Annotated in this window: 21 protein-coding genes; 16 read left to right on the top strand and 5 right to left on the bottom strand. The window is 61.4% G+C overall.

The annotated features are described in order from the left end of the window. The first annotated feature begins 32 nt into the window (after positions 1–32). The 12 genes from RRF55_RS16095 to phnP all read left to right on the top strand — a co-directional run bounded on the left by RRF55_RS16095 (position 33) and on the right by phnP (position 8,865). On the top strand, positions 33–368 hold the full coding sequence (locus tag RRF55_RS16095) for a zinc ribbon domain-containing protein YjdM (RefSeq protein WP_004177783.1): 336 nt from the start codon (positions 33–35) through the stop codon (positions 366–368). 228 nt (positions 369–596) lie between these two features. After that, positions 597–1,031, top strand: a complete 435-nt coding sequence (yjdN, locus tag RRF55_RS16090; RefSeq protein ID WP_004177784.1) for a VOC family metalloprotein YjdN — start codon at positions 597–599, stop codon at positions 1,029–1,031. A gap of 155 nt (positions 1,032–1,186) precedes the next feature. Continuing rightward, entirely contained in the window at positions 1,187–1,912 is a 726-nt protein-coding gene (gene phnF, locus RRF55_RS16085) for a phosphonate metabolism transcriptional regulator PhnF (RefSeq protein ID WP_002885217.1), read from the top strand. Then, entirely contained in the window at positions 1,913–2,365 is a 453-nt protein-coding gene (gene phnG / locus RRF55_RS16080; RefSeq protein WP_083565039.1) for a phosphonate C-P lyase system protein PhnG, read from the top strand. After that, positions 2,362–2,946, top strand: a complete 585-nt coding sequence (gene phnH, locus RRF55_RS16075) for a phosphonate C-P lyase system protein PhnH (protein WP_004221970.1) — start codon at positions 2,362–2,364, stop codon at positions 2,944–2,946. The genes phnG and phnH overlap by 4 nt, the downstream gene beginning before the upstream one ends. After that, positions 2,947–4,011, top strand: coding sequence for a carbon-phosphorus lyase complex subunit PhnI (locus RRF55_RS16070; protein WP_004210033.1), 1,065 nt, complete (start codon positions 2,947–2,949; stop codon positions 4,009–4,011). It abuts the gene before it with no gap. Next, positions 4,004–4,852 carry an alpha-D-ribose 1-methylphosphonate 5-phosphate C-P-lyase PhnJ gene (locus RRF55_RS16065; RefSeq protein WP_002885202.1) on the top strand — a complete coding sequence of 283 codons (849 nt, stop codon included), beginning with the start codon at positions 4,004–4,006 and terminating at the stop codon, positions 4,850–4,852. Before RRF55_RS16070 ends, RRF55_RS16065 begins: the two co-directional genes overlap by 8 nt. Next, positions 4,849–5,607 (top strand): phosphonate C-P lyase system protein PhnK, encoded by a 759-nt coding sequence (gene phnK, locus RRF55_RS16060; protein ID WP_439419143.1) that lies wholly within the window; start codon positions 4,849–4,851, stop codon positions 5,605–5,607. Before RRF55_RS16065 ends, phnK begins: the two co-directional genes overlap by 4 nt. A 107-nt stretch (positions 5,608–5,714) precedes the next feature. Further along, a complete protein-coding gene (gene phnL, locus RRF55_RS16055) occupies positions 5,715–6,395 on the top strand; it encodes a phosphonate C-P lyase system protein PhnL (protein ID WP_004221959.1) in 681 nt (226 codons plus the stop codon). Further along, complete coding sequence (gene phnM / locus RRF55_RS16050; protein WP_064153700.1) at positions 6,392–7,528, top strand: alpha-D-ribose 1-methylphosphonate 5-triphosphate diphosphatase; 1,137 nt, start codon at positions 6,392–6,394, stop codon at positions 7,526–7,528. Before phnL ends, phnM begins: the two co-directional genes overlap by 4 nt. Beyond that, positions 7,528–8,091, top strand: a complete 564-nt coding sequence (gene phnN / locus RRF55_RS16045; RefSeq protein ID WP_064153701.1) for a ribose 1,5-bisphosphokinase — start codon at positions 7,528–7,530, stop codon at positions 8,089–8,091. Before phnM ends, phnN begins: the two co-directional genes overlap by 1 nt. Positions 8,092–8,106: 15 nt before the next feature. After that, positions 8,107–8,865, top strand: a complete 759-nt coding sequence (gene phnP, locus RRF55_RS16040) for a phosphonate metabolism protein PhnP (RefSeq protein ID WP_106516923.1) — start codon at positions 8,107–8,109, stop codon at positions 8,863–8,865. A gap of 21 nt (positions 8,866–8,886) precedes the next feature. On the opposite strand, the gene yjdP is transcribed toward phnP, so the two are convergent. After that, positions 8,887–9,240: a DDRRRQL repeat protein YjdP gene (gene yjdP / locus RRF55_RS16035; RefSeq protein WP_004151729.1), complete on the bottom strand. Its 354-nt coding sequence runs from the start codon at positions 9,238–9,240 to the stop codon at positions 8,887–8,889. Between the two features lie 70 nt (positions 9,241–9,310). After that, positions 9,311–11,596 (bottom strand): ATP-binding protein, encoded by a 2,286-nt coding sequence (locus tag RRF55_RS16030; RefSeq protein ID WP_020802928.1) that lies wholly within the window; start codon positions 11,594–11,596, stop codon positions 9,311–9,313. 179 nt (positions 11,597–11,775) lie between these two features. Between RRF55_RS16030 and RRF55_RS16025 the strand changes: the two genes are divergently transcribed. From RRF55_RS16025 to RRF55_RS16010, 4 genes are all read left to right on the top strand, one after another. Continuing rightward, positions 11,776–13,296 carry a sugar ABC transporter ATP-binding protein gene (locus RRF55_RS16025; protein WP_032415851.1) on the top strand — a complete coding sequence of 507 codons (1,521 nt, stop codon included), beginning with the start codon at positions 11,776–11,778 and terminating at the stop codon, positions 13,294–13,296. Continuing rightward, a complete protein-coding gene (locus RRF55_RS16020) occupies positions 13,293–14,291 on the top strand; it encodes an ABC transporter permease subunit (protein WP_002885172.1) in 999 nt (332 codons plus the stop codon). Before RRF55_RS16025 ends, RRF55_RS16020 begins: the two co-directional genes overlap by 4 nt. A 30-nt stretch (positions 14,292–14,321) precedes the next feature. After that, positions 14,322–15,263, top strand: coding sequence for an ABC transporter substrate-binding protein (locus RRF55_RS16015; RefSeq protein ID WP_002885156.1), 942 nt, complete (start codon positions 14,322–14,324; stop codon positions 15,261–15,263). Between the two features lie 74 nt (positions 15,264–15,337). After that, positions 15,338–16,345: a carbohydrate kinase family protein gene (locus RRF55_RS16010; RefSeq protein ID WP_004178300.1), complete on the top strand. Its 1,008-nt coding sequence runs from the start codon at positions 15,338–15,340 to the stop codon at positions 16,343–16,345. 124 nt (positions 16,346–16,469) lie between these two features. Here RRF55_RS16010 and RRF55_RS16005 read toward each other — a convergent pair whose 3' ends face one another. From RRF55_RS16005 to RRF55_RS15995, 3 genes are all read right to left on the bottom strand, one after another. After that, the gene (locus tag RRF55_RS16005; protein ID WP_019704723.1) at positions 16,470–17,387 is read right to left on the bottom strand and encodes a nucleotidyl transferase AbiEii/AbiGii toxin family protein; all 918 of its coding nucleotides are present in this window, start codon (positions 17,385–17,387) and stop codon (positions 16,470–16,472) included. 5 nt (positions 17,388–17,392) lie between these two features. Next, the gene (locus RRF55_RS16000; protein WP_004177809.1) at positions 17,393–18,151 is read right to left on the bottom strand and encodes a type IV toxin-antitoxin system AbiEi family antitoxin; all 759 of its coding nucleotides are present in this window, start codon (positions 18,149–18,151) and stop codon (positions 17,393–17,395) included. Positions 18,152–18,236: 85 nt separating this feature from the next. After that, on the bottom strand, positions 18,237–18,965 hold the full coding sequence (locus tag RRF55_RS15995; RefSeq protein ID WP_002885152.1) for a response regulator transcription factor: 729 nt from the start codon (positions 18,963–18,965) through the stop codon (positions 18,237–18,239). Positions 18,966–19,064: the final 99 nt, after the last annotated feature.

Raw genomic sequence — 19,064 nt, 5'->3', positions numbered from 1 at the left:
TCCTGTTTTTCGACGATATCATGAGGAGCGTCATGCAACTGCCACACTGCCCAAAATGCGATTCGACTTACACTTATGAAGATAGCGGCATGTACATCTGCCCGGAATGTGCCCATGAGTGGAACCCTGCCGAGGCGACGGAAGAGAGCGACATTCTGATCGTTAAAGATGCCAATGGCAATTTACTGGCCGATGGCGACAGCGTTACCGTCGTGAAAGATTTGAAGGTTAAAGGCAGCTCTTCGATGCTGAAAATCGGCACCAAAGTGAAAAATATCCGTCTGGTCGAAGGCGATCACAATATTGACTGCAAAATTGACGGTTTTGGTCCGATGAAGCTCAAATCGGAATTTGTGAAAAAGAACTGATTTAATTTCGGGTAGGCGGCACGATTATTTTTTCACATAACCGTCGCCGCACCCGATATCCTGGTGGCCGTTTGTCCACCGGCGCATCCTGTTATTTCCCTCGCCGGCAACCGCTATTTACACTGTCGCCTGCCGTCATATTTCAGCGCCCCTTTTCGCCCTGCCGTCTGGCTCAATCGCCTGCCGGGCGACTACGCTTTACGGGTTACGGTCACTGAGGTATTCACCATGTCCTTAAGTCCCTACCTTGCCTTTGCGGGCAACTGCGCCGAGGCGATCGCCTTCTACCAGCAGACGCTGGGCGCGGAGCTGATGTTTAAAATGACCTTTGGCGAAATGCCGCCCGCGGCGCAGGAAGCGTCAGACGGCTGCCCGTCTGGCCAGAAGATGGCGGATGATGCTATCGCCCACGCCAGCCTGCGCATCAATAATGGCGAGCTGATGCTGAGCGACAGCGCCTTCGGGCCCGATGTGCATTACGCCGGCTTCACCCTCGTCCTCGATCCCAGCGATGTCGCTGAAGGCCAGCGCTGGTTCGACGCGCTGGCTGTCGGCGGGCGCATTGAGATGGCCTGGCAGGAAACCTTCTGGGCCCACGGCTTCGGCAAAGTCGTCGACCGCTTTGGCGTCCCCTGGATGATCAACGTGGTCAAACAAGGCTGACGCCCCCAGGGCGGCCCGGCCGCCCTGTCATCCGCCTGGCATCAACTCTTCATCCTTTAGTCATCGTCACTTAACCGAAATGCAACATAAACCGGTCAGGATCGGCCCACAACGCGAGGAAGCTCCTCGCCTATGCTGTGTGAGGCTTGATGACTATGCACCTGTCCAGACATCCGACCAGTTACCCCACGCGCTATCAGGAAATCGCCGCCCGACTTGAGCAGGAGCTGCGCCACCACTATCGCTGCGGCGACTATCTGCCCGCCGAGCAGCAGCTGGCGACGCGCTTCGACGTTAACCGCCACACCCTGCGCCGGGCTATCGACCAGCTGGTTGAGCGCGGCTGGGTTCAGCGCCGTCAGGGCGTGGGTGTGCTGGTGCTGATGCGCCCTATCGACTACCCGCTTAACGCCCAGGCGCGCTTCAGCCAAAACCTGCTGGAACAAGGCAGCGATCCCACCAGCGAAAAGCTGCTGTCGGTGCTGCGCCCCGCCAGCGCCCATGTCGCCGAAGCCTTTGGCATCAATGAGGGCGAGAACGTGATCCACCTGCGTACCCTGCGCCGGGTCAATGGCGTCGCCCTGTGCCTGATTGACCACTACTTCGCCGACCTGCGCTTCTGGCCGGTGCTACAGACCTTCAGCCACGGCTCGCTGCACGATCTGCTACGCGATCGGCTCGACGTCGAACTGACCCGCGTACGCACCAAAATTAGCGCCCGCCGCGCGCAGGCAAAAGAGAGCAAGCTGCTGGAAATCCCCAATATGGCGCCGCTGCTCTGCGTCCGCACGCTCAATAGCCGCGAGGGCGAGTCGGTCACGGCGGAGTACTCCGTCAGCCTGACCCGCGCCGACATGATTGAATTTACCATGGAGCACTGAATGCACTTCGATACCGCCACCCGCCAGCGCTGGATGTCCGTGCTGGCCCACAGTGAACCGCAGGACCTTCTGGCGCGCATGGAGTCCCTGCAGCTGGCGCCGGAATATGAATTGATTCGCACCCCGGAAACCGGGCTGGTACAGCTCCAGGCCCGCATGGGCGGTATCGGCGACCGCTTCTTTGCCGGCGACGCCACCCTTACCCGCGCAGCGGTACGCCTGGCTGACGGTACCCTCGGTTACAGCTGGATCTTAGGCCGCGACCGCCCGCACGCTGAACGCTGCGCGGCGATCGACGCCCTGCTGCAGTCGCCCCGCCATTTTCACACCTTAATGGAAACCCTGATAACCCCGCTGGAAGCGCTACGCAGCGCGCGCATTGAAGCCCGACGCGCCGAAGTCAACGCCAGCCGGGTCGACTTATTTACCCTGGTTCGCGGAGATAACGTATGACCTTACAACCCGCTTTTACCCTGGCTGTGCAGGATGCCCAACACAGTTTTCGTCGCCTGCTGAAAGCGATGAGCGAGCCGGGGGTGATTGTCTCCCTGCAGCAGCTTCAGCACGGCTGGCAGCCATTGAACGTGGCCTCCACCAGCCTGCTGTTGACCCTTGCCGATCATGAAACACCGGTCTGGCTCGCCAGCGCTCTGCGTAACGATCTGGTGGGACAGAATCTGCGCTTTCATACCGGCGCGCCGCTGGTGGACCAGCCGCAGCAGGCGGTTTTTGCCATCGCCAATGACGGCATCAGCGCCGAGCAGCTCAACGTCCTTTCCGCTGGCACCGTCACCGCGCCGGAAACCGGCGTCACACTGATCGTTCAGCTTGCCAGCCTCAGCGGCGGACGCATGCTGCGCCTGACCGGGGCAGGCATTGCCGAAGAGCGAATGATCGCGCCGCAGCTGCCGGACTGCATCATCGACGAATTAACCGAACGCCCGCACCCGTTCCCGCTGGGCATCGACCTGATCCTCACCTGCGGCGAGCGCCTGCTGGCGATCCCGCGCACCACCCACGTGGAGGTGTGCTAAATGTACGTTGCCGTCAAGGGCGGCGAGAAGGCGATCCGCGCCGCTCACGCCTTACAGGAACAGAAACGACGGGGCGATGGACGGCTTCCCGAACTGAGCGTCGAACAGATAGGCGACCAGCTCAGCCTGGCGGTGGACCGGGTGATGACCGAGGGCGGCATCGCCGACCGCGAACTGGCGGCGCTGGCGCTGAAGCAGGCCAGCGGCGATAACGTCGAAGCAATATTTCTGCTGCGCGCCTACCGCACCACCCTGCCGCGGCTGGCGGTCAGCGAACCGATTAATACCGCGGAGATGCGCCTCGAACGCCGCATCTCCGCAGTGTATAAAGATATCCCCGGCGGCCAGCTGCTGGGCCCCACTTACGACTACACCCACCGCCTGCTCGATTTTACCCTGCTGGCCAACGGCGAAGCGCCGTCTGTGCAGCAAGCCAATGGCGAAGCAGAGCCGACGCCGCACGTCTTTAGCCTGCTCACGCAGCAGGGGCTGGCGAAGACCGAGGAAGATCGCGGCACGCCGCCCGACGATATCACCCGCACCCCGCCGGTCTACCCCTGCTCGCGTTCCTCGCGCCTGCAGCAGCTGATGCGCGGCGATGAAGGCTACCTGCTGGCGCTGGCCTATTCGACCCAGCGCGGCTATGGCCGCAACCATCCGTTTGCCGGCGAGATCCGCAGCGGCTACGTGCAGGTGGAAATCGTCCCGGAAGAGCTGGGCTTTAGCGTCAATATTGGCGAGCTGCTGCTGACCGAGTGCGAGATGGTTAATGGCTTCGTCGCCCCGCAGGAGGAGCCGCCGCACTTCACCCGCGGCTACGGCCTGACCTTCGGCATGAGCGAGCGCAAAGCGATGGCCATGGCGCTGGTCGATCGTGCGCTGCAGGCGCCGGACTATGACGAAGAGATTGCCGGCCCGGCGCAGGATGAAGAGTTTGTGCTGGCCCACGCCGATAACGTCGAAGCGGCCGGCTTCGTCTCGCATCTGAAGCTACCGCACTATGTCGATTTCCAGGCCGAACTGGCGCTGCTGAAACGCCTGCAACGGGAGAACGAACGTGGCTAACCCACTGACTGGCTATAACTTTGCTTACCTCGACGAGCAAACCAAGCGCATGATCCGCCGGGCTATTCTCAAAGCGGTAGCGATTCCCGGCTACCAGGTGCCGTTCGGCGGGCGCGAAATGCCAATGCCCTACGGCTGGGGCACCGGCGGCATCCAGCTGACCGCCAGCGTCATCGGTGAGAACGACGTGCTGAAGGTGATTGACCAGGGCGCGGATGACACCACCAACGCGGTGTCGATTCGTCAGTTCTTTAAGCGCGTCACCGGCGTCGCCACCACCGAGCGTACCGAAGACGCCACCCTGATCCAGACCCGCCACCGGATCCCGGAGACGCCGCTGGTGGAGGATCAGATCCTGATCTACCAGGTGCCGATCCCGGAGCCATTGCGCTTTATCGAGCCGCGTGAAACCGAAACCCGCACCATGCACGCCCTGGAAGAGTACGGCGTCATGCAGGTGAAACTGTATGAAGATATCGCCCGCTTCGGCCATATCGCCACCACCTACGCCTATCCGGTGAAGGTCAATGGCCGCTACGTGATGGACCCTTCGCCGATCCCGAAATTCGATAACCCGAAAATGCACATGATGCCGGCGCTGCAGCTGTTCGGCGCCGGGCGCGAAAAGCGGATCTACGCCGTGCCGCCCTATACCCCGGTGGAGAGTCTCGATTTCGACGACCATCCCTTTACCGTGCAGGAGTGGGATGAGCCCTGCGCCATCTGCGGCTCGCGCCACAGCTACCTCGACGAAGTGGTGCTGGATGACAGCGGCCAGCGGATGTTTGTCTGCTCCGATACCGACTATTGCCGCCAGCAGAGCGAGGGGCAGAAAAAATGAACCAGCCATTACTTGCTGTGAATAACCTGACCCATCTCTACGCCCCGGATAAAGGTTTTCGCGATGTCTCCTTCGAGCTGTGGCCGGGAGAAGTGCTCGGCATCGTCGGCGAGTCCGGCTCCGGTAAAACCACCCTGCTGAAGGCAATCTCCGCCCGCCTGACGCCGCAGCAGGGCGAGGTGCTGTACCAGCAGCGCTCGCTGTACGCCATGAGCGAAGCCGAACGCCGACGCCTGTTGCGCACCGAATGGGGCGTAGTGCATCAGCACCCGATGGACGGTCTGCGTCGCCAGGTCTCCGCCGGGGGCAACATCGGCGAACGGCTAATGGCCACCGGCGCCCGCCACTACGGCAACATTCGCGCCACCGCCGAAAAGTGGCTGCAGGAGGTGGAGATCCCGCCCTCGCGCATCGACGACCTGCCCACCACCTTCTCCGGCGGCATGCAGCAGCGTCTGCAGATCGCCCGCAATCTGGTCACCCAGCCGAAGCTGGTGTTTATGGATGAACCCACCGGCGGGCTGGATGTGTCCGTGCAGGCGCGGCTGCTAGACCTGCTGCGCGGCCTGGCGGTGGAGCTGAATCTGGCGGTGGTGATTGTTACCCACGATCTCGGCGTCGCTCGCCTGCTGGCGAACCGTCTGCTGGTGATGAAGCAGGGCCAGGTGGTGGAGAGTGGCTTAACCGACCGGGTGCTCGACGATCCGCACCATCCTTACACCCAGCTGCTGGTGTCTTCGGTGTGGAAGAATTGATGTGGTTTTGCCGGGGGGCGGCTGCGCCTTACCCGGCCCACAGGTGCGTTATTCGTAGGCCGGGTAAGCGAAGCGCCACCCGGCAACTCAACCTCGTGAGAGCTAACATGATCCGCGTTGAAAACGTCCATAAAACCTTTGTTCTGCACCAGCAGCACGGCGTGCGTCTGCCGGTGCTGGCCGACGCCTCGCTGACCGTTAACGCCGGGGAGTGCGTGGTGCTCCACGGTCACTCCGGCAGCGGCAAATCGACCCTGCTGCGTTCGCTGTACGCCAATTATCTGCCGGACAGCGGCCATATCCATATCCGCCACGGCGACGAATGGGTGGACCTGGTCACCGCCACCCCACGCAAGGTGCTGGAAGTGCGCAAAACCACCATCGGCTGGGTCAGCCAGTTTCTACGGGTGATCCCGCGCATTTCGGCGCTGGAGGTGGTGATGCAGCCGCTGCTCGATCTTGGGACGCCGCGCGAAGCGAGCGCCGCCAAAGCCGCCCAGCTCCTGACCCGCCTCAACGTTCCGGAACGCCTGTGGCACCTTGCGCCGTCCACCTTTTCCGGCGGCGAGCAGCAGCGGGTCAACATCGCCCGCGGTTTTGCGGTCGACTATCCGATCCTGCTCCTTGATGAACCCACCGCCTCACTGGATGACAAAAACAGTGCTGCCGTGGTCAACCTGATCCACGATGCCAAAGCGCGCGGCGCGGCCATCGTGGGGATTTTCCATGACGAAGGGGTACGCCGTCAGGTCGCCGACCGACTGCACTCTATGGGAATGACAGCATGATTATCAATAACGTAAAACTGGTTCTCGACGACGAGGTGGTCCACGGTTCGCTGGAAGTCCATGACGGTCGCATCCTCGCCTTCGCCGAAAGCCAGAGCCGGCTGCCGCAGGCGCTGGATGGGGAAGGCGGCTGGCTGCTGCCGGGCCTTATCGAGCTGCATACCGATAACCTCGACAAGTTCTTTACCCCGCGGCCGAAGGTAGACTGGCCGGCCCACTCGGCGATGAGCAGCCATGACGCCATGATGGTCGCCAGCGGCATCACCACCGTGCTGGACGCCGTGGCGATTGGCGACGTGCGCGATGGCGGCGATCGTCTTGAGAATCTGGAGAAGATGGTCAATGCCGTGGAGGAGACGCAAAAGCGCGGTCTCAACCGCGCCGAACACCGCCTGCACCTGCGCTGCGAGCTGCCGCATCACACCACGCTGCCGCTGTTTGAAAAGCTGATCGATCGCGAGTCGGTGAGCATGGTCTCTCTGATGGACCACTCGCCGGGCCAGCGTCAGTACGCCGATCGCAGCAAGTACCGCGATTATTATCAGGGCAAATATCATCTGACGCATGACGAAATGGACCGTTTTGAAGCCGAGCAGATGGCTCTGGCCGCCACCTGGTCGCAGCCCAATCGCCAGACCATCGCCGCCATGTGCCGCGCCCGCCGTATCGCCCTCGCCAGCCACGACGACGCCACCGAGGCGCATGTGGCCGAATCCCACCAGCTAGGGAGCGTGATCGCCGAGTTTCCCACCACGCTGGCCGCGGCGCAGGCTTCACGTCAGCACGGGATGCACGTCCTGATGGGGGCGCCGAATATCGTGCGCGGCGGTTCCCACTCCGGCAACGTCGCCGCCCACCAGCTGGCGAGCCACGGTTTGCTGGACATCCTCTCATCTGACTATTACCCCGCCAGCCTGCTGGATGCCGCTTTCCGTATCGCCGACGCCGAGGACAATGCCTTCACCCTGCCACAGGCGATCCGTCTGGTCAGTCAGCATCCGGCGCAGGCGCTGGGCCTTGACGATCGCGGCGTCATCGCCGAGGGGAAACGCGCCGACCTGGTGCTGGCGCACCGTCGCGGCGAACATCTCCAGATCGACCATGTCTGGCGCCAGGGAAAGAGGGTCTTTTAATGCCAGGAAAACTGATTTGGCTGGTGGGCCCCTCCGGCTCCGGTAAAGATAGCCTGCTGGCGGCGCTGCGCCAGCGCGAGCACCCGCAGCTGCTGGTGGCCCATCGTTACATAACCCGCCCGTTTAACGCGGGCAGCGAGAATCATATCGCCCTCAGCGAACATGAGTTTTTTACCCGCGCCGAGCAGCATCTTTTTGCTCTCAGCTGGCACGCCAACAATACTTACTATGGCATTGGCGTGGAGATCGACCTCTGGCTGCACGCCGGCTTTGACGTGGTGGCCAACGGCTCCCGCTCCCATCTGGCGCTGGCCCGGGAACGCTACGGCGAGGTGCTGGTGCCGATCTGTCTCGCCGTCTCGCCGCCGGTGCTGCGCCAGCGGCTGGAGCAGCGCGGCCGGGAAAATGCGCTGGAAATCGCCCAGCGTCTGGACCGCGCCGCGCGCTATAAGCCGGACAACTGCCTGACATTGAATAACGACGGCAGTCTCCGACAATCGGTCGATGAATTTTTCCGCCTGCTGCGCAGCCACGCGGCGCGCGAAGCGGATCAACTGGTATAAACAAAAGGTGACACGATGAGCCTGACCCTCCGCTTAACCGGCACCGGCGGCGCTCAGCTGGTGCCGGTCTTCGGCTGCGACTGCGCGGCCTGCCGCCGCGCCCGCCGCGAGGAGAGCCACCGACGCCGCCCCTGTAGCGGAGTGGTCACGTTCAACAGCGCCGTGACGCTGCTCGATGCCGGACGACCGGATCTGATGGAACATCATCCCGCCGGCAGCTTTCAACAGGTGCTGCTGACCCACTACCATCTGGATCATGTGCAGGGGCTGTTTCCGCTGCGCTGGGGAGTCGGCGCGTCGATTCCGGTCTATGGCCCGCCGGATGACGCCGGCTGCGACGATCTGCTCAAACACCCCGGTCTGCTTGACTTTAGCCATACCGTCACGCCGTTTGTGATGTTTAACCTGCAGGGGCTGCGGGTGACGCCCCTACCCCTTAATCACTCGAAGCTGACCTTTGGTTATCTGCTGGAGTCGGCCCACAGCCGGCTGGCCTGGCTCTCGGATACCGCCGGGCTGCCGGACAAGACGCTGAAGTTTTTGCTCAATAACCGCCCGCAGGCGATGATCATCGACTGCAGTCATGAGCCGCGCGCGCAGACCCCGCGTAACCATAACGATCTAAACACCGTCCGCAGCCTTAACCAGGTCATTGGCTGTCCGCAGGTGATCCTCACCCATATCAGCCACCAGTTTGACGTCTGGATGATGGATAACCCGCTGCCGACAGGTTTCGAAGCGGGCTATGACGGGATGGAAATAGCGCTGGATTAAGCGCTGGCCTGCGGGGGGCGATCAGTAGCTATCATCCAGCCGACGCTGGTCGCTTTCTAACTGACGACGATCGCGGTCGAGCTGACGCTGGCGTTCATCCAGCTGGCGGCGGCGCTCGTCCAGCTGTCGTTGCCGCTCGTCATACTGGCGCTGACTGTCACGGCTCTGCTGACGGCTCCCCTGATAGCGCCCGTCATCATACCGGCCATCGTCATCGTATCTGTCGTCGTCATCGGAGCGACTGCTGCCCGGGTTATAGGCGTCGTTAATGGCTTGCTGAATATTGCCGATCGCGTCATCGATAATATCGGCGCGAGCGGCCAGGCTGGTCAGCGACAGAGTGCAAAAGAGCAGTGCGGTTGCGTAACGTTTCATCGGGGCCAATCTCATCAGAGTCCTGCCGCTACCTTAATCATCCGCATGAAACCCGGGTAGCGGAGGAATCTCAAATCCTCGCGTACGCCGCGCTCAGCGCCTGCGCCAGCTGGGCGCGGGTAAACGGCTTACGCAGCCACTCAACCTCCGGCAGGGCCGGGTTCTGCGCCGGACGCAAATCCTGGCCGCTGATCAGTAGCACCGGCAGCGCCGGAAAGCGGCGTCGGGCGGTATGGATCACATCGGCGCCGCTCAGGGCGCCGGGCAGCATCAGATCGCTAATCAGCAGGGCAATATCCGGCGAGGCCTCCAGCAGCTGCAGCGCCTCTTCACCGCTGGCGGTTTCCAGCGTCAGCCAGCCCAGCTGATGCAGCTGTTCACATAGCGTCTGGCGGACATCCTCTTCATCTTCCAGCACCAGCGCCAGCCGCTCGCCCGCCGGGGGCGGCTCGTCCACCGCTGGCGCCACCTCCTTCTCAACCTCGGTCAACGCTCGCGGCAGCTGCAGCCGCACCGTCGTCCCCTGCCCCGGCGCGCTCTCCAGCGCCACCCGGCCGCCAGACTGGCGCACAAAGCCATACACCATCGACAGCCCCAGGCCGCTGCCGCTGCCGGTGGCTTTGGTGGTGAAAAAAGGTTCAAACACCCGGGCTTTCACCGCCTGCGACATCCCGCTGCCATGATCGATCACCTCCAGGGCCACCATATCCTGCCGCTGGCCGCTGCTGCGGGTGACCCGCTGATTCCAGGTGCGTATTTTGATGACCCCGTCGCGCCCCGCCATGGCGTCGCGGGCGTTCATCACCAGATTGATCAGGGCGTTTTCCAGCTGGCCAACGTCTATCCATGCCGGCCACGCCGGCGACTGCGCCTCAATCTCCAGGCTTAAGGTCGCCGGCAGGGAGTGACGCATCAGCTCGCTGAGGTTCTCCAGTAGCGGCGCCATCGCCGCCGCCTGGGGATGCAGCGCCTGCTTGCGCGAAAAGGCCAGCAGCCGCTGGGTCAGAAGCGCCCCACGCTCCGCCGCCTTCAGCGCCCTGGAGAGGCGCGGCGCATCGCGCGCATCCGGCTCCACCAGCTCAAGGCTGCCGATAATCACCGCCAGCAGGTTGTTAAAGTCATGCGCCAGACCTCCGGTCAGCTGGCCGACGGCCTTCATCTTCTGACTATGCAGCAGCGCCTCCTCCAGCTCCTGGCGCTTAATCCGATCGATCTCCATCTGGTTGGTCTTCTCTTTCAGCAGCCGGGTGGTGTGCTCCAGCGACGCCATATTACGGGCGAAAACGTTAAAGGCCCGCGCCAGCTCCCCCAGCTCGTCGCGCCGCTGCAGGGCCGGCACCGAGACGTTCGGCTCTCCCTGAGCCAGCCGCGACATCGCCCGCGAGATGGCGGTCAGGTTCGAGCCGAGATTACGGTAGATGTACCACCCGGCGCAGCCGGTGATCGCCAGCGCCAGCAGCGCGGAAAGCAGAATAAACATACTGATGGAGCGCAGCTCCCGATGGCTCTGCGCCGCCCGCTGCTCTGAGGCTTCCGCCACCCGGGTCACGTACTGATTGATATCTTCGTTAAGCAACGCGACCAGCGCTTTGATGTGATACATGTACCAGCTGATCGTCAGGTCGCTCTCCTCCAGCTGGGCCGACAGCGGGGCCAGCGTCGCCAGCTCGCGGGTCACATCAGGGAGGACAAACGCCAGCGCGGGATCGGCGCTGCGTGTCGGCAGGGCGCCGCGCAGCTGGTCGAGTTGCAGGACGATCGACCGCGGCGTGACGGTATGGATCGCAGCCACGATCAGCCGGTCCATCTCGGCCAGCCGACGCGGATCGATCGCCTTATCCCCGCCGCGATCGTTAAGATCGGCGAGATGGCGCAGGTTACTCTGATTCTGGTAAAGCGAACTCAGCAGCGCATTGCGCTGCAGATGGCGCCGCTGGCCGCGCTCCAGCATCTCCGCCACGCTCTGCTGCAGCGCGTTGCTGCGGCGAATAATATTGGCCACCCGCGCCTGCTCCTGCTGCGCCAGCGGGGCCGCCGCCAGCTGGGCCAGCGAGTGCTTCAGCGCCTGCTGCGTCGCCAGCAGCCGTTCCGCTTCGCTTTTGTACTCCAGCGCCCCCACCACCTGCGACAGGCGCACCGCCGCCGTGGCGACATTCGCCGTGTCCCGCGCCAGATCCATACTGCCGCGCATGTCGTTGAGAGTCTGGCGCTGCACCTGCTCCTGCAGCTGGCTGGCGTGGTGAAAGCCGAACACCGCCACGCCGCTGACCAACAGGGTGACCACGCCCATCAGCAGATTAAAGGAGAGCAGGCGGCCACGGGCGCTGGTGAAAAACGGGTGTCGGCGAGCGGTCATAACAACTCCGGTGAAGGATCGGTCGGCAGATAAGCGTGACGGTGCAGAAAATGACGCCGCGTAACTGTGATCGCGGTTAACTATTTATCACTATGACAAATATGAATGGATTCTGACATTCTGCATTTATTTTCCGGTGGTGGACTGCAGCTATTGTTCTTACAGACAGGAGCGCCGCGATGACCGCCACCCCGGTACTGGAAATGCGCCATATCGCCAAAGCTTTTGGCAAATTCTACGCGCTGAAGGGCGTCGACCTGACGGTCTGGCCCGGCGAGATCCATGCCCTGATGGGGGAGAACGGCGCCGGAAAAAGCACGCTGATGAAGATCCTCGCCGGCGCCTATACCGCCACCAGCGGCGAGATCCTGATCGACGGAAAACCGCAAACCATCCGCGGCCCCAAGGACGCGCTGGCCGCCGGGATCACGTTGATCTACCAGGAGATGCAGCTGGCGCCGAACCTGACCGTCGCGGAAAATATTTTCCTCGGCAGCGAGCTGGCGCGCGGTGGTCTGGTGCAGCGCAAAGCCATGCTCAGCCAGGCGCAGGCGGTGATCGACCGTCTCGGCGCCCAGTTCAAAGCCAGCGACCGGGTGATGACCCTGACCATCGCCGAACAGCAGCAGGTGGAGATCGCCCGCGCGCTCCACCGTCAAAGCCGCATTCTGGTGATGGATGAACCCACCGCCGCCCTCTCCTCGCGGGAAACCCAGCGCCTGTTCGAGCTCATCCTGCGCCTGCGCGATGAGGGGATGGCGATCATCTATATCAGCCACCGCATGGCGGAAGTATATGAGCTCTCCGACCGGGTCAGCGTTCTGCGCGATGGGCAGTATGTCGGCAGCCTGGTGCGCGACAAGCTCAACGCGCCGGAGCTGGTGCGCATGATGGTCGGTCGGCCGCTCAGCGATCTGTTCAATAAAGAACGGGACATTCCCCGCGGCCAGCCGCGCCTGCGGGTCGAGGATCTGACCGATGGCGGCAAGGTTAAGCCCAGCAGCCTGGTGGTGCATGCCGGCGAAATCGTCGGCCTCGCCGGGCTGGTCGGCGCCGGGCGTTCCGAACTGGCGCAGCTGATCTTCGGGGTGCGCAAAGCCACCGCCGGGGTGATTGAGATCGACGGCGAGCCGGTGGTGATCCACTCGCCGCGGGAAGCCATCGACCTCGGGATCGGCTTTCTGACCGAAAACCGCAAAGAACAGGGGTTGTTTCTCGAACTGGCAGCCCAGGAAAACATCACCATGGCGACGCTGGAGCGCGACGCGACCTGGGGGATGCTCAACCGCCGGAAGGCGCAAACCATCTCCGATGACGCCATCCAGTTGCTTAACATCCGCGTGCCGCACGCCCAGGTGCGCGCCGGCGGACTGTCCGGCGGCAACCAGCAGAAGCTGTTAATTTCGCGCTGGGTGGCGATTGGCCCGCGCATTCTAATCCTCGATGAACCCACCCGCGGCGTCGACGTCGGCGCGAAAAGCGAAATTTACCGCATCATGAACGACATGGCGCGCCAGGGCGTCGCCATTCTGATGATCTCCAGCGAGCTGCCCGAAGTGGTGGGCATGAGCGACCGGGTCTATGTGATGCGCGAGGGCGATATCGCCGGCGAGCTACAGGCCGGTGATATTAGCCAGGAAAGTATCATGACGCTGGCCACCGGCGTGACCGATTCTCACCTTAAGGCAGGGCAACTATGAGCATACCGAAAGAGACCTCCGCGCCGGTCGCGAAATCCGCTTCGGCGAAAAAAATGTTGATGGGCGACCTGATGCAGACCGTCGGCATTCTGCCGATCCTCATCCTGATCGTCGCCGTTTTCGGCTTTATCGCCCCCAACTTTTTCACGGAAAGCAATCTGCTGAATATCACCCGCCAGGCCTCGATCAACATTGTGCTGGCGGCGGGAATGACCTTCATCATCCTCACCGGCGGCATTGACCTTTCCGTCGGCTCCATCCTTGGCACCACCGCAGTGGCCGCGATGGTGGTGTCGCTGATCCCGGCGTTTGCGTTGCTGTCGATTCCGGCGGCGCTGATGCTCGGCCTGCTGCTCGGCCTGTTCAACGGCGCGCTGGTCGCCTTCGCCGGGCTACCGCCGTTTATCGTCACCCTCGGCACCTACACGGCGCTGCGCGGCGCCGCCTATCTGCTGGCCGACGGCACCACGGTGATCAACTCCGATATCAGCTTCGAGTGGATCGGCAATGACTACCTCGGCCCGGTGCCCTGGCTGGTAGTCATCGCCCTGGCGGTGATCGCGGTGTGCTGGTTTATCCTGCGCCGCACCACCCTTGGGGTGCATATCTACGCGGTGGGCGGCAACATGCAGGCGGCGCGGCTGACCGGCATCAAAGTCTGGCTGGTGCTGCTGTTTGTCTATGGCATGAGCGGCCTGCTCTCCGGCCTTGGCGGGGTGATGAGCGCTTCGCGGCTGTACAGCGCCAACGGCAACCTTGGCGTCGGCTACGAGCTGGACGCCATCGCCGCGGTCATTCTCGGCGGCACCAGCTTCGTCGGCGGTATCGGCACCATCACCGGTACACTGGTGGGGGCGCTAATTATCGCCACCCTCAATAACGGCATGACCCTGATGGGAGTCTCCTACTTCTGGCAACTGGTGATCAAAGGGGCGGTGATCATCATTGCGGTGCTGATCGACAAATACCGTACCCGGCATCATCAAAGTGCATAACAACAACATCTTACCTGCGAGGAAAAGCGAATGCGTTTAAAACCGATAGTCACCGCGCTGTGTGCTGGCGCGCTGCTGGCCGCCTCCCCTTTTGCGTCGGCCAAAGAGCTGAAAGCGATTGGCGTGACGGTGGGCGACCTTGCCAACCCGTTCTTTGTACAGATCACCAAAGGGGCGGAGCTGGAGGCCCGCAAGCTGGCGGGGGATAACGTCAAAGTGACGCTGGTCTCCAGCGGCTACGATCTGGGCCAGCAGGTGGCGCAGATCGATAACTTTATCGCCGCCAAAGTCGATATGATCATCCTCAACGCCGCCGATTCGAAAGGCATTGGCCCGGCGGTGAAGCGGGCCAAAGAGGCCGGGATCGTGGTGGTGGCGGTTGACGTCGCCGCCGAAGGGGCCGACGCCACCATCACCTCCGATAACACCCAGGCGGGCGAGCTGGCCTGTAAATACATTAGCGACCGCCTGAACAACAAAGGCAACGTGGTGATCATCAACGGGCCGCCGGTCTCCGCCGTACAAAACCGCGTCGAAGGCTGCGAAACGGAGTTCAAAAAACACCCGGACATTAAAATCCTCTCCGCCAACCAGAACGCCAAAGGCAGCCGGGAAGGCGGCCTGGAGGTGATGACCTCCCTGCTGGCGGCCAATCCGAAGATTGACGGCGTGTTCGCGATCAACGATCCGACGGCGATTGGTGCCGATCTGGCAGCGAAACAGGCGCAGCGCAGCGAGTTCTTCATCGTCGGCGTCGACGGCAGCCCGGACGGCGAAGAGGCGCTGAAGCGTAAGAACTCGCTGTTCGTCGCCACCCCAGCGCAGGACCCACAGGTGATGGCGGCGAAGGCGGTGGAGATTGGCTACGACATCCTGCAGGGCAAACCGGCGCCGACCGCGCCGGTACTGATCCCGGTGACGATGATCGACAAAAATAACGTCAGCTCTTACAAAGGCTGGACCGTGAAATAAGCGCAACCAGGCGCACAATCGTTCCGCCGATTGTGCGCTACGCTTAACGAATATGACGGCGCGGAGTAGCGATCATGGAACGGAAAGGCATTATTGCCGCAGGCAACATGCTGGTCGATCATGTCCACCAGATCGGGCAGTGGCCGGAGCGCGGCTGGCTGGTGGAAATTGTCCATAGCGAACGCGCCACCGGCGGCGCGCCGCTGAATGTCCTGCTGACCCTGGCCAAAATGCACGCCGGGCTGCCGCTGCAGGCGGTCGGCCTGATTGGCGAGGATAACGATGGCGACTACATCACCGCCATGCTCGATCAGTACCATATCAATCGCCAGCTCGTACAGCGCACCAGCTCCGCCCCCACCTCGATGACCCAGGTGATGACCGACGCCGAAGGCCAGCGCACTTTCTTTCACTCTCCCGGCGCCAACCGCCTGCTTGATCTCCCGGCTTTTGAGCCGCTGGATGCGCCGCTGAAAATTTTCCATCTCGGCTATCTGCTGCTGCTCGAAAGCCTCGATCGCCCCGATGAAGTGTACGGCACCCGCAGCGCGCGACTGCTGGCGCAGATGCGCGAGCGAGGCTATGAGGTGTCCCTCGATCTGGTGTCGCGCAAGGGCGACCCGCGCTACCGGCCGCTGGTCCTGCCGGCGCTGAAGCATCTTGACTACCTGACCATCAATGAACTGGAAGCCAGCGAGTTTAGCGGGCTGGAGATTCGTCTACCCAACGGCGAGCCGCACGTCGCCAATATCGCCCGCGCCGCCAGCGCATTGCTTGACGCCGGCGTACGCCAGCGGGTAGTGATCCATTGTCCGGAGGGGGCATGGGGCGTCTCCCGTACCGAAGCCGGGCGCTGGGTACCGTCATGGCGGCTACCGCCGGAGGAGATTATCGGCAGCGTCGGCGCGGGGGACGCCTTCTGCGCCGGCCTGCTGTATGGCAGCCACGAACGCTGGCCGTTAACCGCCAGTCTGCAGCTGGCCCACGCCTGCGCCCGCGCCAGCCTGCAGGCCGCCAACGCGATCGACGGCGCCAAAACGCTCCCTGAGCTGCAGGCGTTTATTCAGTTGCAGAATGTTTAGATCGAGTAGATCCCGCTATCAGGGCGATGCCACAGGAGAACGGCGTGTCATGGCGAGAAAAGGGATACGGTTTATTCAAATCACGCCTGTTTTACGCTGAGTTCAACAAGGGCGGGCCAGGTAACTAACTGCGCCACTCGGCCAGCACCTTTTCCAGTTTATCTAATGACTCAGCGCGTTTTATCGCTGGCATCTGATGAATATTGCGCAATTTCCACTGCACGGCAGGCAAATCCTGAATACGCATTTCCGGCGCTAAACGCCAGTCTGGTTCGCCTCGTTTAAATGACAGTAAAAAATCGACATCCTGTTGTGTGAAACAGGATTTTAACGCAGCAATCATCCTGTTGGGGACTGCTGTCAGTTCCTCCAGGGCTATCGTCTCAAATGTCATCCCGCTGAATTCACGGTAAAAAGGTTCAGCAATATCTTTCCAGCGAGGACTCAGCACTTCAGCCAGAGGCCGATTATGGCTCAGTAAATACGCGATAAACCCATTGAAAATGGGACGGTCAAGCTCCTGCGCATCAAGAAGTAATTTCACGTCATAAAAATCTCTGGGATGCTGGCGATCCAGCGCCGCGCATAATTTTCCACCGTAGAGGTCAGGCAACGAAACCACTGGAAGGCTGGCATAGCCAAAAACGTCCTCTACCGCCCCCACCACTTCTCGCTCCTGTGGTGGATATAATGTTCCCCGGGCGACCGGTGAAACCTCTATCTTTATTTGCGCGCTATCGGTAGTAACAATGACACGCATCTCATCTGAACGATTAGCTTGTAATACAGCGCTCATACCTGCCTGTTGTTGCAGATTGGCGGCAATACGTGCAAGCGCATCCCGTATATGAGGTAAAGCGATGGCTCTGCTTTCCAGGGGCACCCAGGCGAGGTCGATATCCACCGATAATCGAGGGAAATCGCGGATAAAGAGATTGATTGCAGTGCCACCTTTCAGCGCAAATTCCCGTTCGACAGCAACATAGGGTAAAACCTGCATTAGCAGAGCAACCTGCCGATAATAAGGCGCCTGTATATCCATATTTTTTATTCCTTTTGAAAGCGTTCAGGCACTGTGATTTGGTATTGAGCATTGAACTTTCCATTTTCCACGATTTGCCGCTTGCCCGCTCCCAGATCGATTTTTTGGCTATCGATTCGTTTGAGCCAGCCATGCTCGTAAAAACTGGCGAAGAAGAGATACAAACGCTTGGCCTGCACGGACTGGCTGACGGAAAGAAGATACTCTACTTTACGAGGATTAAGATTAACCAGCCCCTGGAAAAGCTCTGCAGCGTGGTTAAATGAGAGGGTCCCCGGCACCGCGCTCAGCAACTCGTAAGCAGCCAGTTCTGGCGCACTGCCGATGAGTTTTTTCCCTTTTATATCAAGCGTTACACGGTATCTATCATCCAGCACCGGCAGTTTTTTCCCCGATATGACTATCCACTCCACACCCGGGAATTCCCTGAACCATTTCGGCAGCAGCGCTTTATTTTCCACACTAAGCCAGCACTGGTTTTGTTTTAGCTGTAGATAGTGTGAACGGCCCTGCCAGACTAAGCTACTGAGCCCCGCAACATACACCGGAGCGGCAAGCTGATTTTGCAAACATGCTAATGCATCGTTCCACTCCGGCTCACGTCCCGCACGCGCATATACGCCGTTGCCTCTTTTTTTTAACCAGCCACTTTGCGCGTATTTAAAGGCCAGAGAGGGAGAGATGGCATGCTGGCTTAACCAGGACTGAAGGATCACATCTCCGGGAGCGCTGTTTTGCAGCAGCCAGTTTAATTTTGTTGCCATAGATTAACCCAGAGTGTCACTTTAATAAAAAAAGTAAACTCCCTGCGCCAAATAAAGTCAACAGCGGGTTGGCAGCAAACCCGCCCTACGCCGCCTTCTCGCTGTGGGTCACGTCGGCGGAAAAGACATAGCCCAGACCGCGCAGGGTTTTAATCAACGTCGGCTGATGCGGGTTGAGCTCAATTTTGCGCCGCAGGCGCATGATCAGCACATCGATGGTCCGGTCGAATACCTCGGTGCTTTCGTTATGGGTCAGCGCCAGCAGCTGTTCGCGATTCAATACCCGGCGCGCGTTCTGCGCCAGCGCCAGCAGCAGGCCATATTCTCCCTGGGTCAGCGGGATCGCCTGCTGCTGCGGGTTATACAGTTCACAGCGCGTGGTATCCAGCCGCCAGCCGTTAAACGTCAGGCCAGCACCGGCGCCCGACGCCTCGCCGGCCAGCGCCCCGCTGCGTCGCAGTACCGCTTTCACCCGGGCGACCACCACCCGCGAGCTGAACGGTTTGGCGATGTAATCATCGGCGCCCATCTCCAGGCCCACCACCACATCAGACTCACTGCCCAGACCGGAGAGCATCACCACCGGCAGCTCAGGCCGCGTGCGCTGCAGCTGCTGGAGCACCTGCAGGCCATGGGTATCCGGCAGGATCATATCCAGTAAGACCAGCGCGATATCCGCCCGCTGCGCCACCGTCGTCAGCGCGTCGTTGCCGGTCTGGCTGACAAGCACTTCAAACGCGTGCGCGCCGAGCACATCGCTGAGCAGCTCGCCCATTGCCCTGTCATCATCCACCACTAAAATGACTGGTTTCATTTTTGCCTCTGCCCGCCGGGAATTAGTGTCAGTCTGATCGATTCTGCAAGCCTGCGCCGACAAATTCCTCTCCCGGTGACATTTTTTCAAGCGCCGTCA

Source organism: Klebsiella sp. K47 (genome assembly GCF_051858335.1).
Lineage (GTDB): Bacteria > Pseudomonadota > Gammaproteobacteria > Enterobacterales > Enterobacteriaceae > Klebsiella > Klebsiella pneumoniae.
The sequence above is the reverse complement of the archived record's forward strand: the minus strand, read 5'-3'. Positions and strand labels throughout refer to the sequence as shown.

Excerpts from the sequence above, each read along its gene's own strand:
- RRF55_RS16070 (WP_004210033.1), top strand. The coding sequence starts at position 2,947 with ATGTACGTTGCCGTCAAGGGCGGCGAGAAGGCGATCCGCGCCGCTCAC.
- RRF55_RS16030 (WP_020802928.1), bottom strand. The coding sequence starts at position 11,596 with ATGACCGCTCGCCGACACCCGTTTTTCACCAGCGCCCGTGGCCGCCTG.
- yjdN (WP_004177784.1), top strand. The coding sequence starts at position 597 with ATGTCCTTAAGTCCCTACCTTGCCTTTGCGGGCAACTGCGCCGAGGCG.
- RRF55_RS16000 (WP_004177809.1), bottom strand. The coding sequence starts at position 18,151 with ATGGCAACAAAATTAAACTGGCTGCTGCAAAACAGCGCTCCCGGAGAT.
- phnP (WP_106516923.1), top strand. The coding sequence starts at position 8,107 with ATGAGCCTGACCCTCCGCTTAACCGGCACCGGCGGCGCTCAGCTGGTG.
- RRF55_RS16020 (WP_002885172.1), top strand. The coding sequence starts at position 13,293 with ATGAGCATACCGAAAGAGACCTCCGCGCCGGTCGCGAAATCCGCTTCG.
- phnL (WP_004221959.1), top strand. The coding sequence starts at position 5,715 with ATGATCCGCGTTGAAAACGTCCATAAAACCTTTGTTCTGCACCAGCAG.
- yjdP (WP_004151729.1), bottom strand. The coding sequence starts at position 9,240 with ATGAAACGTTACGCAACCGCACTGCTCTTTTGCACTCTGTCGCTGACC.
- RRF55_RS16095 (WP_004177783.1), top strand. The coding sequence starts at position 33 with ATGCAACTGCCACACTGCCCAAAATGCGATTCGACTTACACTTATGAA.
- phnN (WP_064153701.1), top strand. The coding sequence starts at position 7,528 with ATGCCAGGAAAACTGATTTGGCTGGTGGGCCCCTCCGGCTCCGGTAAA.
- phnH (WP_004221970.1), top strand. The coding sequence starts at position 2,362 with ATGACCTTACAACCCGCTTTTACCCTGGCTGTGCAGGATGCCCAACAC.
- phnG (WP_083565039.1), top strand. The coding sequence starts at position 1,913 with ATGCACTTCGATACCGCCACCCGCCAGCGCTGGATGTCCGTGCTGGCC.
- RRF55_RS16010 (WP_004178300.1), top strand. The coding sequence starts at position 15,338 with ATGGAACGGAAAGGCATTATTGCCGCAGGCAACATGCTGGTCGATCAT.
- RRF55_RS16025 (WP_032415851.1), top strand. The coding sequence starts at position 11,776 with ATGACCGCCACCCCGGTACTGGAAATGCGCCATATCGCCAAAGCTTTT.
- RRF55_RS16005 (WP_019704723.1), bottom strand. The coding sequence starts at position 17,387 with ATGGATATACAGGCGCCTTATTATCGGCAGGTTGCTCTGCTAATGCAG.
- RRF55_RS16015 (WP_002885156.1), top strand. The coding sequence starts at position 14,322 with ATGCGTTTAAAACCGATAGTCACCGCGCTGTGTGCTGGCGCGCTGCTG.
- phnM (WP_064153700.1), top strand. The coding sequence starts at position 6,392 with ATGATTATCAATAACGTAAAACTGGTTCTCGACGACGAGGTGGTCCAC.
- RRF55_RS15995 (WP_002885152.1), bottom strand. The coding sequence starts at position 18,965 with ATGAAACCAGTCATTTTAGTGGTGGATGATGACAGGGCAATGGGCGAG.
- phnK (WP_439419143.1), top strand. The coding sequence starts at position 4,849 with ATGAACCAGCCATTACTTGCTGTGAATAACCTGACCCATCTCTACGCC.
- phnF (WP_002885217.1), top strand. The coding sequence starts at position 1,187 with ATGCACCTGTCCAGACATCCGACCAGTTACCCCACGCGCTATCAGGAA.